This is a genomic window from Mucilaginibacter sp. 22184, assembly GCF_052045695.1.
In the GTDB taxonomy this organism is placed as follows: Bacteria; Bacteroidota; Bacteroidia; order Sphingobacteriales; family Sphingobacteriaceae; genus Mucilaginibacter.
The window spans coordinates 838,444-850,747 of the sequence record NZ_JBQEPI010000001.1 but is presented as its reverse complement, the minus strand read 5'-3'; the positions used below and the strand labels follow the sequence as shown (position 1 = coordinate 850,747).

General features: G+C 47.4%; 9 protein-coding genes. 1 reads left to right on the top strand and 8 read right to left on the bottom strand.

What is annotated here, in order from left to right; genetic code table 11:
- Nucleotides 1-6: 6 nt before the first annotated feature.
- Complete coding sequence (locus ACTJKG_RS03600) at nt 7-990, top strand: NAD-dependent epimerase/dehydratase family protein (protein ID WP_440738380.1); 984 nt, start codon at nt 7-9, stop codon at nt 988-990.
- A 520-nt stretch (nt 991-1,510) separates the two neighbouring features.
- Here the strand turns inward: ACTJKG_RS03600 and ACTJKG_RS03595 are convergent.
- From ACTJKG_RS03595 to ACTJKG_RS03560, 8 genes are all read right to left on the bottom strand, one after another.
- A complete protein-coding gene (locus ACTJKG_RS03595) occupies nt 1,511-2,395 on the bottom strand; it encodes an AraC family transcriptional regulator (protein WP_172334205.1) in 885 nt (294 codons plus the stop codon).
- Nucleotides 2,396-2,429: 34 nt separating this feature from the next.
- Nucleotides 2,430-3,230, bottom strand: coding sequence for a heparin lyase I family protein (locus ACTJKG_RS03590; RefSeq protein ID WP_172334206.1), 801 nt, complete (start codon nt 3,228-3,230; stop codon nt 2,430-2,432).
- A gap of 3 nt (nt 3,231-3,233) precedes the next feature.
- Nucleotides 3,234-4,661: an alpha-L-fucosidase gene (locus ACTJKG_RS03585; protein ID WP_172334207.1), complete on the bottom strand. Its 1,428-nt coding sequence runs from the start codon at nt 4,659-4,661 to the stop codon at nt 3,234-3,236.
- A gap of 118 nt (nt 4,662-4,779) precedes the next feature.
- The gene (locus ACTJKG_RS03580; protein ID WP_440738379.1) at nt 4,780-6,834 is read right to left on the bottom strand and encodes a discoidin domain-containing protein; all 2,055 of its coding nucleotides are present in this window, start codon (nt 6,832-6,834) and stop codon (nt 4,780-4,782) included.
- Between the two features lie 15 nt (nt 6,835-6,849).
- Nucleotides 6,850-8,271: a polysaccharide lyase 6 family protein gene (locus tag ACTJKG_RS03575; RefSeq protein ID WP_440738378.1), complete on the bottom strand. Its 1,422-nt coding sequence runs from the start codon at nt 8,269-8,271 to the stop codon at nt 6,850-6,852.
- Between the two features lie 115 nt (nt 8,272-8,386).
- Nucleotides 8,387-10,081: a glycoside hydrolase family 28 protein gene (locus tag ACTJKG_RS03570; RefSeq protein ID WP_440738377.1), complete on the bottom strand. Its 1,695-nt coding sequence runs from the start codon at nt 10,079-10,081 to the stop codon at nt 8,387-8,389.
- An 83-nt stretch (nt 10,082-10,164) separates the two neighbouring features.
- A complete protein-coding gene (locus tag ACTJKG_RS03565) occupies nt 10,165-10,836 on the bottom strand; it encodes a fasciclin domain-containing protein (protein ID WP_172334209.1) in 672 nt (223 codons plus the stop codon).
- A gap of 19 nt (nt 10,837-10,855) precedes the next feature.
- Nucleotides 10,856-12,304 carry a RagB/SusD family nutrient uptake outer membrane protein gene (locus tag ACTJKG_RS03560; protein WP_440738376.1) on the bottom strand — a complete coding sequence of 483 codons (1,449 nt, stop codon included), beginning with the start codon at nt 12,302-12,304 and terminating at the stop codon, nt 10,856-10,858.

The following is a 12,304-nucleotide window of genomic DNA, read 5'->3' as shown; positions in this document are numbered from 1 at the left end:
TGTTGCATGAGTATTCTTGTAACCGGAAGCGCCGGTCACCTGGGCGAAGCTATTTTGCGCAGCCTCAAGGGACAATGCGTTCAAGCGAGGGGTGTGGATATCAAAGCATCGGCGTTTACAGATCATGTGGGCTCTATAACCAACCGGGAATTTGTAAGCAACTGCCTGAAAAATGTATATGCCGTGATCCATACGGCAACGCTGCATAAACCTCACATCGCTACGCATAGCAATCAAAACTTTATCGACACCAATGTTTCGGGCACACTGGTATTACTGGAAGAGGCCGTAGCTGCCGGTATAAACACCTTTGTTTATACCAGTACCACCAGCACATTTGGCGCGGCCATGAATCCTGCAGCTGGCGAGCCGGCAGCCTGGATCACCGAAGAAGTAATCCCCATTCCCAAAAACATTTATGGTGTAACCAAAATAGCGGCCGAAAACCTGTGCGAAATGTTTGCCCGCAAACACAACCTGGGCATAGTGATTTTACGGACATCCCGATTTTTCCCCGAGGCGGATGACGATGCCGCCGTGCGCGGAAAATACAGCGCGCCCAATGTACAGGCAAATGAGCTGCTGTATCGCCGGGTAGAAATGGAAGATGTTGTCGATGCGCATATCCTGGCAGTTGAAAAGGCCAAGGCAATCGGGTTTGGACGTTATATCATTTCGGCGACAACACCGTTTACCAGGGATGACCTGGCGATGCTCCACACCAACGCCCCGGAAGTGGTAAAACGGCTCTTCCCGGATTACGAACAACTTTTTGCCTTTCAGCAATGGACGATGTTTCCGCATATAGACCGTGTTTATGTGAACAGTCGTGCCCGGGCCGAGCTGGGCTGGCAACCCAAATATGATTTTGCCTATGTACTGCAATGCCTGAGCGAGGGCATCGATTTCAGAAGCCGTTTATCTCGGGATGTAGGCAGCAAAGGCTACCATGATACCGTTTTTGAACAAGGCCCCTACCCGGTTGAGTAGCTAAAAGTGGGTTTACATGGGTTTACACTTTTTATGATTTACATTGATTTAGTTTATTGAAAATCAATGCATTAAACTAAATTTTGTCTCAAAAAGTGGGTTTACATGTAAACCCACTTTTTGGTCTCTTTAGGGGTTCCTGAATCTGCTTCCGGCCTAACAATATAAGGGGGCTGTAAAAGATCGATCGCACGAGATTGACTCTCCCCCGACATCGCTGCACTTGTCACCCCTCTCTCCGCTTCGCGCATAGAGGGGCCGTAAGTCTCTTCTCTCGACGCGTCATTGCGAGGAGGAACGACGTGGCAATCCCCAATAAGAAGGTCCGCTCTGTAAGTAGGGGATTGCCACGCTGCGCTCGCAATGACGTGAATATTAAAAAACGCAGACAGCTGAGTATAGATAAAAACTATACCCGTTCAAGCGTGAACGCCTATTCAAGCGAGGACGCTTGAATAGGCGTTTTTCTTTTCATCCTTTAGTCTGTGGGTTTTTACCGCACTTGTTTCGATGCTCTCCCTTACCAGGAACTTGTTTTGGTGTGGATAAACTCTCTTTGGTAATTCAATGGGCTTTTACCGGTTATTTGCTTAAAATACTTATGGAAATTGGTAAAATTATTGAACCCGCTTTCGTAGCAAAGCTGTTTCAGGGGCAGCTTGTTTTCGATCAGCAGTTTACAGGCATGGCCCACCCTGATCTCCAGTAGAAACTTAGAATAGGTTTTGCGCGTACGCGATTTAAAATAACGGCAAAAGGAGTTGGGACTGATGCCCGCCAGATCGGCCAGTTCATCCATGTGGATCTTGTTTTTGAAATTGGCCATGGAGTACTCGTAGATCACGTTGATACAATCGTTACCGGATTTTTCAATATTCGGACTAAAACCAATGGAAGATAAAACCTCGGCCTGATCACTGCCCGCAATAATGTTGAGCGCCTCCATCAATAAAATGATCCGTTTTGTACCCTCGGCAGTAAGCAGATCTTCCATAATGCCGGCAATCACTTTCTTTGCATTACCGGTAATTTGTATCCCCCGTTTAGCTTTCTCCAATACGGTCTTGATCATTTTATTTTCGGGCAATTGCAGAAACCCGTTTCCCCAAAAATTCTCACAAAAATGAGCCACACGGATATCAACCGGCGCTGTATCTTCTGTTGAAAAATACGCCTCGTCAAAACGCCAGTAATGCGGCAGGTAAGTGCCTATCATCACCATATCCCCGGCATTAAACGGCCTGATATTATCGCCCACAAACTGAGTTCCGCTTCCTTTTTTAAAATGGATCAGTTCAATTTCGGGGTGATAATGCCACCTGTTGTTGATACACGGAATGAGGTCTTGCCTTGCACTAAAAGACTGAGCAGGGCCTGCTGATACTTTGAGTAATTGTGGCTTCATTCAATTGGTTTTTAATTGGTTATTAAAACAAAAACTATTGCTCCCTGATAGAGATATCGGCAAAATAAACGTCCTCATCTCTGATGTATTCTGCACTTTTTAAGCTCCGGTATACGCCCCATTTTGGCCGGCAAAATGATGTGCCCTTTCGCCACAGATCGATATCCTTATTGGTATAATTCAACAATACTTTGCCATCGGCCACCCGTTTAATCGTAACGGAATAACTGCCATGGGTATCGTAATGCATGGTTTCAGTCGCTTCAACCCAGGTGCCTTTAAAATCGGCCAGGTTCACTTTTGTCAAAACACCCTGCGAGGTTTCTTTTACCGCCCCGGTATGGATTACCTCCAACAGATCGGGCTGACCATACCGGGGCGTAAAGGTGATGATCGGCGCGCCGGCATCGCCATCGCCGGCCTTGATCTGGTGAATGTGGGTAAATGTGGGCTGAGCTTTAAAACCGCTGTCTATTTTAAATTTCCATTTGTATTCAACCGTTTCGCCCTGCTCTCCTTTCAAATTAGCGGCAGAGGGGCTATAGGTTTTGATCTCCACCCGCTCCCGGTCGAAATTTTTGCAGCGGTCATTATCTTCCTTAACATGACTGTGAAAAACAAACACATATTCGTTCAGCTGTTTATCAAACGCCTCGGTAATATGTTTAACTGGGTGGGCGCAATCCGGCACTTCGCAGGCACTCCCTCCTAATACGCGCGATATTTGCTTATAGGCGTCGCTGCTGCCATCAGCTTTCAGCACAACCTGCGCCTTGAGCGTGCCGCCCGTAAGCAGCACGCCGGCAATTAAACATAGGGGATTATTCAATTTCATGGCTTAGTCCAATGCTCCGGTTTTCATTTTACCATTTTGATTTGCTGCTTGGGAAGCTACCGCTCCTTTCACTTCCACTTTAATTACGGTAGCTATATTATCTGTGGCATTAGCCGGTACATTTATGGTTGTTCCGTCGCCAGAGGCTTCGGTTTTTAAAGCCGCTCCGCCTGCCAGCATTTTTGCGCTAAGGATCTCGTTTTTTAAACCGGGAACAACCAATTTGCCATCAGCTGGCCAGTTAAATACCGATAGATACAGCGTGGTATTTTTACCATTGGGTTTAAGCGTGCAGCGCCCCCAGCTTAGTGCAGGCAGCGGACTTGCCTTGGTGGCATATATGGCTTCGCCGTTTGCCTTCATCCATTCGCCCATTTTTTTTAGTGAGGCTATGCTTTCCTGCGGAAACTCGCCCTCGGCATTTGGACCAACGTTTAACAGGTAGTTACCCCCTTTTGACGCGATATCGATAAGGTTATGGATCAGTATTTCGGGCGATTTCCATTTATGGTCATAGCTTTTATAGCCCCAGGTACCATTCATGGTCATGCAAGTTTCCCAGTCTTTACCATCAAGCTCACTTAGGTTGGGGATCTTTTGCTCGGGTGTTTTATAGTCGCCGGGAAAGTTGGGGCGTTTTAAACGATCGTTGGTGATGATATTGGGCTGCAGTTTTAATACATCGTTCAATTTTTGAGCAAACTCATCGGTCATGTTGGTTGGGGTATCCCACCAGATCACGGCCACATCGCCATAGTTGGTCAGTAATTCTTTTACCTGCGGAACGGCTACCCGGTCGATATACTCGGCCATGGTTGAAGTGGTTTGTGCAGGGTCCCAATGCCCGGTGTGCTCGGCTGTATAGGCATCTATTTTGGCCGAATCGGGGTTTGCCCAGCCTTCGCTGCTCACCTTGCGGGCAGCAGCGCCCCCTGGATTATTCCAGTCCTGCGCTTGCGAATAATAAAAACCCAGCTTGATACCATATTTTTTACAGGCCGCAGCCAAAGGTTTTAAAACATCTTTACCATATGGAGTAGCATCGGCGATGTTCCATTTGCTGGCGTTTGATTTAAACATGGCAAAGCCATCGTGATGTTTGGCGGTGATCACAATATATTTCATACCAGCTTCCTTAGCCAGTTTTACCCAGGCATCGGCATCATATTTTACGGGGTTGAATTTTTTGGCAAACTCCTGGTATTCGGCTACGGGGATCTTGGCCCGGTTCATGATCCATTCGCCACCACGCCCCACTTCATGCCCTTTGTACATACCGGCCAGCTGGGCATAATCGCCCCAGTGAATAAACATACCGAAACGGGCTTCTCGCCACCATTTCATGCGCTCATCGCGCGAAAGCTCTTTTTGAGCAAAAACACTATGTATAAAAAAGACGGACAGCAAACATGCTATAAAAAGTTTCTTCATCAGGTTTTTATTTTGGCAAGTACAATACTCACCCTGGTTTATAATACTACTATACAATGCGCGTGGCATTTGGTACCACATTTCTCTGGAATAATCTACGCAATCGTTTTCGCTCGAATCAGATCTTACTGCCCGGGCTTCTCCCCCTTTCCATATACAGCCCGAAATTATTGATGCCCACATAATCATTGGCTTTTGATACAGTCAGGCGAACCTTCCAGGCAATAGTTGCCGGGAATTTTACGACCAGGTTTTTCCCGATGGTGGTTCCTTGTGTCAGCAGCTTCCAATCACTATCCAGCTGGGCCTCGACTTTATAGGCGTTTATGTGCTCGCCTTGTTCGTTGATCTGCAGGGTGTTTATTGCTACAGGGCCTTCCATGTCCACCTCGAGCGTCGCTTTGGTTACGCCATCGTTGGTGCGCCAGTATGTGGCCGGGTTACCGTCGATCGCTTTTTCGCCGCCAAATTCGCGGGTGCTTCCTTTTACATCGCTGGTATTTACCGGGCGGTCAATGGCCTCATTAAAGCCGAGTTTATCGCTTTGTGTTTTTAGCGGCAACAGGCTTACCTGTTTATTCGGGAACATATCCACAGTATTGCCTGTGTACCCTATATTTTTAAGCCCCTTTGCGCCTAAACGTTCGGCCAGCTGGGCCAGGTAAAGGCTTTGGATCTCTACAGGCGAGCCATGCGAATCGAAATTGCCGTCGGGCAAAACAGGGGCGCTGTCAAATAAGCGTGCGGTTTGTTCGCGTTTGCCAATACAGCCGATGGCCCAGTTTACCGCGCCCGGCGGGTTTTGGATAACATATGTTTTGGCGATACAATTCCAGGCTACGGCCCAGCCCATCGTCCAGCCATGACCCGAGCCTGCGATACCCCGGTTCATAAAATCTATCCCGCCATCGGGCACGGTACAGTTATCCACCAAAAGCCCGGTCGCCCACCGCTGATGGGGTTGCACCCGGCTGCGTGTACCCCTAAAGGTGCAATTGAGTAAAACATTGGGGCCGGCAATTAAGGATGAGGTCCACACAAAATACATGTTGCCGCCGGTGATCTCGCAACGGTCGATCAGGTTTTGGCCTCCCTCCAAACTAAAATCTGTTGGTTTTGATGCACCCAAATTAGCGTAGGTGTGTTTCACGATCACCTTTTCCATGGTGATGCGGTTACCGGCAAGCACCGTGGTGTTCATGGTTTCTTCGCAATACACATCCTTTACCCAGCAGTCATCGCCGCCAACACGGATGCCTGCATAAGGAGCATGACCATAGTCAATTTCGAGCGGCGGGCATTGGATGTGTATATTTTCGATACCTGCCTGCGTAACCCGCGATACCGGCTTTGCTTTGACGATGACGATACCGGGAGAATTTAAAAACTGCGCGTCATAAGAGTCGGCCAGGGGAATATCAATAGTGAGTTTATTACCTGTTATGCCGACTATCTTTCTTTTGATAACACCCCGTGAACCTGCTTTGAGCCAGGTTTCTTTTTTACCATCGCGCCACATGTCGTCCATTCTCATAAAGTGCACCCAGCTTTCGGTTACCGGGCGGTTGATCGCTATAGTATCACCAATGGCAAATACGGACCCATCGGCAACACTAAAAGATGTACTGCCCGATGGTACATAGGCATCCGAGATAGTGGTTTTAGCAGTATTAACGGCACTACTATCCCCTCTTTCTGTTCTCCCCAAAGACACATTGGTGTTTCCCCGACCAATTACTATTGCAGTATGATGATCGCCGACCATTTTGATGGTAGTACCATTTGCACCGCTGCCGTTACCCTGTAATACTACGCCGCTTGTTGATAAGAGGATTGGGCCAGAACAGGTAAATGTACCCGGAGCAAGCTCTACCGCCCCCCGGAATCCATTTTGCAAAGACATCGCCGACACCTCATCTATAGCACTTTGTATGGCCTGGGTATCATCATTCCCCGATGGTTTTACTACTCGTTTTATGGGAACTGTCGGCAATGCCACGCCACCGCCCATATAGCCGGCCGCTGAAAAATCCATGATCCTGTCGCCGGTGGGTGTGGTTTTGTAAACCAGTTTGCCATCCTTGCCCCGGTATACCCACTGACTTTTATTTTTTTGCGCAAATGTGCTGGCTGCAATGAACCAGCATAATATAAATACACAACTGTTTTTCATGTTGATAAGATCGTTTTAATTTTTAGCCTGATAACCGACCTCTGCCGGACTAAGCGCATGTGCTTTTACAGGCGCATTACTTAATTCGTCGGCACCGATATCAAAAGGCTGGACGCGTAGCTGGCCATCCATATCTGTAGTCATACCAGGATACACGGTCGTTCCGTGGTCAATAGCGGGACCGCCCGCCTGTATATGATATGTTCCTGATACGTTTTTTGCCAATTTAGGATCGACTGTAGTATACCCTTCCGCAGGTATATTACCGGCATCCTTTACCTGGAACAATATATTGCGCGCCCATTGCGGATTGGTGTATGGCCCGGATATAGTAGCTGCCGGTCCGCCACCCTGGATGATATTATCGGCTACCGTGATATAAGTAGCGCCCATTCCGTTTTTGCGGCCGGTTTGGATGATGTTTTCTTTATTATTAACCAGCGTGTTGTAAGCGATAATCACACGGTCGGGCCTGTCATGCGCGGTAAGTTGGGCCCCATCGGCAACTTCTCCATCACCATTGCCTATCACAATGGCCGGGCTGCAGTTTTCAAAGTAATTACTGTAGATAATGTGATCGTCGCCAAAGATCCTTAAGCCCGGCGTATTGAAAAAGTAATTGCCATATACCAAACTTTTGTTGCCATGGCGCAGGGTAAATTGTGCAGGACAATCACGAACAGTATTATACCGAAGCGTTACGGCCGATGCTTTAACCGAGATGAGCTCGTTTTCCCCTTCGCAGCGCTCAAAAAGGTTATATTCAACAATGCTATTGCTGGATGATAAGCTGAAGCCGCTTAAGCCAAACTGCAATGCCTCGGCTCCGTTTTTACCGCCCTGGCTGGCGAAATTGTTAAAATAGTTATGGTGGATGTACAGCCGTTCGGCTATTTGCTTGCCCTCGCCGCGAATGGCGATGAACCTGCCCATGGCGTTTTTATTCTGAAAAGTATTATGATCCACTTCCTGGTCGCTGCCGGCAACGGTTAAATCTTCTCCATCGCCCTGGTTTTCAAATATGTTTTGCGTAAAACGGCAGTGAGTGGTACCTATTCCGGTTTTGGCTTTGGATGCCGCATGGGTGAATTTAAATCCGCGGATGATCACAAATGCCGCCGGGCTTTGTAGGCTAAAACCGCCTTTGCCCGTAATTTCCGCAGCACCTGTATGTTGCGCTGCAATGGTGATCGGTTTTTCGTGGGTGCCCTTTCCACGCACAGCGATATCTTCGGTGGTAGTATAAACCCCGTCGGCCAGCAGGATCTGGTCGCCCGCTTTTGCCTTATCAATGGCCTTTTGTAAGTCGGTAACAGACGATACGGTAACCGCTTGCGCCAATATGTTTTGGGATGGCAATACTAATAAAACAAGCCACGCAATAGTCAGGCCACCCATGTTGTTTTTTAAATAGATGTAAAACTTTTTTTTGTACATGATGCTCGGTTTTTAGGAAGATAAAAAGTATGATCTGACTAACATCGGTTTATTTTTTAGCGGTTCATTTGCACCAATAAGCTAATTAATACACTCCATTGGCCTATCGTTATTGTTACAAACCCCTCAGCTTTACCGCTTGTGCGGATGCGCCCGATGTTAATACCAGCACCTTGTCCGCCTTTGTGGTATCACCTCCGTCTATAATGATATTGGCGCATGCCTTGCCTTCGGCCTGCAGCAAATTGGTTACGGGTGTTAGTACCCTTAGAGCGCTTACCAAAACATCCCGGGTATTGATGAAGCGGAGTAATGATTCGGAACCTTTTTGGCCCTGTGCGCTCAGTCCATTCAGTGCAGCGTCTTCCACATTATCGAGTACAACAGCCGGGCGCAGATCTGGGCTGTCCATGGTCAGTCGTACGTTATGGAGGGTTAGGCCGCGTACATTCCGGGCATATATACCGTATGCGGGTGTTACTCCTATCTGGTAATACTCCGCGGCTACTTTTGGCACATCGCGCACCGCTCCTTGTTCTGCCGTGCCTCCACCAGGAAATGTGATATGAACATCATTAAAACTGATATTTTCCAAAAAGATATCGTCCATGGCATTCAGTGTAACGCATGAAAATATTTCGCCGGGATTGTATTTGCTTGTAAACTCCGAGCCGCGAAGCTGCACCGGCTTTACCACCGTTGCATGGATATGATTAAAGGAAATATTGCGTACAATCGCCTGGGAATTCGCGACGGTATTAACGGATGATTTCCCGTTGCCCGAACCAATGGAAATAGGTCCGGTTACGTCCTTCATCACCAGGTTTGAAAACGAGATATTCTCAAACCGAGAACCAGGTGAACAACGCATCTTTATAGGGCAGCCATAGGTTTCATAAATAATGCAGTTAGAAACGGTAATGTTCTCGGCCTCACCTCCGCCAAACCGGAATACGGACCACCGTGTACTAAACGAACAATCAGAAACGGTTACAAATTTACAGCTGCCAAACAAGGCGCAGGCATCATCCTGGCAGTGCACATCGCAATTGGAAACATGCATATAGCTACTACCGATAAAATGAAAGCCATCATTATTATGGATCACTTTGCTGCGGATGTATAAGCCTTCGAATTTCCCCAATGTACACATACAAACCCTGATGGAATGATAGGCGCTGTTGTAGAGCGAAATATCGCGCACCGTTAAATTTTTACATTGATAAAAAAGCAAATGATATGGGCGGTGATTTCCTGAGATACCCGCCGGTGGCAATACACCTTTGGTATCACTGCGGAATTGCGCGCCTTGTCCATCAATACTGCCATTACCTTCAATGGTGATATTCTCGGCATTGGCGGCAAATATCAAACCTACGTTACCATCGTTCATGGTCCAGCCAACGTCCAATGGAATAGCTTCACTGGCATGGTATTGTTTACCATCAGCGCTGCCTAATAGTTTTCCTTGTGCGGCAATATGCAGTGTAACATTGCTTTTCAGCTCCACCGTGCCGATAACAAATACACCTGCCGGTACCAGCACCGTTCCGCCCTGTTCCTTGTTACATAGATCAATTGCCGATTGCAGGGCTGCGGTATCCAGTGTTTTGCCATCGCCCCTGGCCCCAAAATCGCGAATGTTATATACCCGTGCTCCAATGTCATTATTGGTTGCTTTTACCTGTCCGGGGCGTTCGGCGCCAAATGATCCTGCACCGACTGCTGTTAGTCCGGTTCCTAGCGAGATCTTGCCCATAGTGCCCAGCCAGTTTCGGCGGGATACGGAGTTGTCATGTGTGTTTGCCATTTGTTTTCATTTTCAGTGTGTTTAAAAAGAGCCGGCCGCAACAGGGAGCCCCGTCGCGACCGGCGAACCAATTAAACCACGTACTATTTTGTTTGATAAAAAAGTACCCTGTCTATCACCTGTATGGCCCCGTTTAAGGCCAAAATGTTGCTGGTGCGCACACTCACATAAGCTACCGAATTGGAAAAATCATTTAACCGCATGGTAAAGTTCTGATCATTATTAACCCGCAGGGTCATGATCGATGTGGGGTTCAGCGGATCGTAATTTAACGGCTGAAGCGTTGTGGCTACCACATTGGTAGGTGTTAAATTGTTAAATGAATACGCCCCCTGTACTATTAAATACAACAGATAATTTTTTACCTGTTCCTTGGGGTAATCGCTCCATTTGGTGGCCGGTTTGCCGTTTACCAGGTATTTACCCCAGTAACAATCGGCAGTGATCACCTTGTTTGATAGCCTGTAAACGGCGTCGTTATGCAGAAATATAAAAGTGCAATCGGTTTTGATATACAAATTGGTATCAATACCGGAGTATTCGATAGCCTGGCGCATCAGCTTAAACACCGTATCTTTCCCGGCAAAGTTGTAGCTGCGCTCCTTGATATACTGCCAGGCGGTTTTATTGATATGCGGATCGAGCACATAGGGGTGATAATCGGCATTTTCCTGCAATTTTAATCCGGCCAGGTTACAGCCAGCCATACTTATTAAAAGGCCCATACATGCAAGCCATACAATTGCTTGTTTCATCGTTTTCATTTGCTATAAATTAATAAGGTGGATTTTGAGTGAGCTTGGTATTGGCATTCAATACATTTTGGTTTATAGGCCAGTATATTTTGCGGACATCGCCAAAACCTGTTGGCGGAAATCCTTTTAACGTTTGCCGTATTTTAATTAAAGGATCCATGGTCGAAACGATAATACCGTTACGTTGCAGATCGAACCAGCGTTTGGCTTCGCAAAATAATTCCAGTTGGCGCTCACGCAGAATGCCGTTTCCATTTACCGGGTTGCCGTATAACATATCATCGGCACTGGCAAAATCACTTGCCTGATAGGCGGGTAAACCTGCCCGGGTATGCACCATGTTTAAATAAACGAGCGCGTTGGCCAGGTCGCCTGTCCGGTTTAAGGCCTCGGCCCGTAAAAGGTAGATATCCGCCAGGCGGTACAGCGGGAACAGCAAGTTGGCCTGCGGCGAATTAGGATAGATCTGGTTGCCATTCTTATCCAGATTAGGGGCGTAATACTTCCATATTTTATCGTGATTGTTCACTTTAAAATCAATGCTCTGGGCGCCACGTATATCGGCAGTGGTGGTTGTAAAATAGGTCCACAATGCCGGGTCAACGGCAAAATCGCTGTTGGTATCGCCAGCCCCTATTTCCTGCGATGTTTTATTACCGCCATCAACCGTAAAATCCCAGTTCAAACTCCAGATATCTTCTTTAGAATTTGTGGGCGATGTAAAGCTGTTTTTCCAGGTGGCTGTAGGCTCCAGGCTGTAGCGTTTTAATGCCAGCAGCTTATCGCACCATGATAAAGCATTGGCATAATCATGGTTATACATATAAACATCCATCAGCATGGCTGCTATGCCTCCCGAATTCACGTTCCAGACAACCGCTGCGGTTTTATCAGACAAGTCATAAGCTTTTAACAGATCGGGCAGGATCTCATTTTTCATGATATCAGCCGCCGGGGTTACGCCTTTATAGGGATCGGTGCTCAGATCTTCGTAGGGCTGTGTCCATAGTGGAACATTGCCCCAAAGTCGTATCAACCAGAAATAACAGTAAGCCCTGATACTCAATGCCTGGGCCTGCAGATCATTGGAGGTAGCCGCATCAATTACCGGAATAGTCGGGATGTATTTTATAGCAAAGTTGGCCCGACTGATAGTGGTGTAGATCAGGGTCCAGTCGGCCCCATTTGTGCTGGGTGTTAGCACGTTGATCGCCAACGGCAGGGCGTCATTATACGTTGGGTGAAAAGTGAGATTATCGCTCCGCCCGTCGCCCCAATAAATGAACTGGCTGTTGAACATATCCTGGATACCGTCATATATACCCGCAACGCCTGCTTTGGCGTCATCGGCGTTTTTCCAGAATTTATCACTTCCTAACTGACTTTTAGGGGGCTGATCCAACAGCTTTTTACAGCCCGATACGGTGATCAGCAAGGTTAAAAAAGTAACGCTTAATATTTTTTTCAT

Excerpts from the sequence above, each read along its gene's own strand:
- ACTJKG_RS03600 (WP_440738380.1), top strand. The coding sequence starts at position 7 with ATGAGTATTCTTGTAACCGGAAGCGCCGGTCACCTGGGCGAAGCTATT.
- ACTJKG_RS03575 (WP_440738378.1), bottom strand. The coding sequence starts at position 8,271 with ATGTACAAAAAAAAGTTTTACATCTATTTAAAAAACAACATGGGTGGC.
- ACTJKG_RS03565 (WP_172334209.1), bottom strand. The coding sequence starts at position 10,836 with ATGAAACAAGCAATTGTATGGCTTGCATGTATGGGCCTTTTAATAAGT.
- ACTJKG_RS03590 (WP_172334206.1), bottom strand. The coding sequence starts at position 3,230 with ATGAAATTGAATAATCCCCTATGTTTAATTGCCGGCGTGCTGCTTACG.
- ACTJKG_RS03595 (WP_172334205.1), bottom strand. The coding sequence starts at position 2,395 with ATGAAGCCACAATTACTCAAAGTATCAGCAGGCCCTGCTCAGTCTTTT.
- ACTJKG_RS03580 (WP_440738379.1), bottom strand. The coding sequence starts at position 6,834 with ATGAAAAACAGTTGTGTATTTATATTATGCTGGTTCATTGCAGCCAGC.
- ACTJKG_RS03585 (WP_172334207.1), bottom strand. The coding sequence starts at position 4,661 with ATGAAGAAACTTTTTATAGCATGTTTGCTGTCCGTCTTTTTTATACAT.
- ACTJKG_RS03560 (WP_440738376.1), bottom strand. The coding sequence starts at position 12,304 with ATGAAAAAAATATTAAGCGTTACTTTTTTAACCTTGCTGATCACCGTA.
- ACTJKG_RS03570 (WP_440738377.1), bottom strand. The coding sequence starts at position 10,081 with ATGGCAAACACACATGACAACTCCGTATCCCGCCGAAACTGGCTGGGC.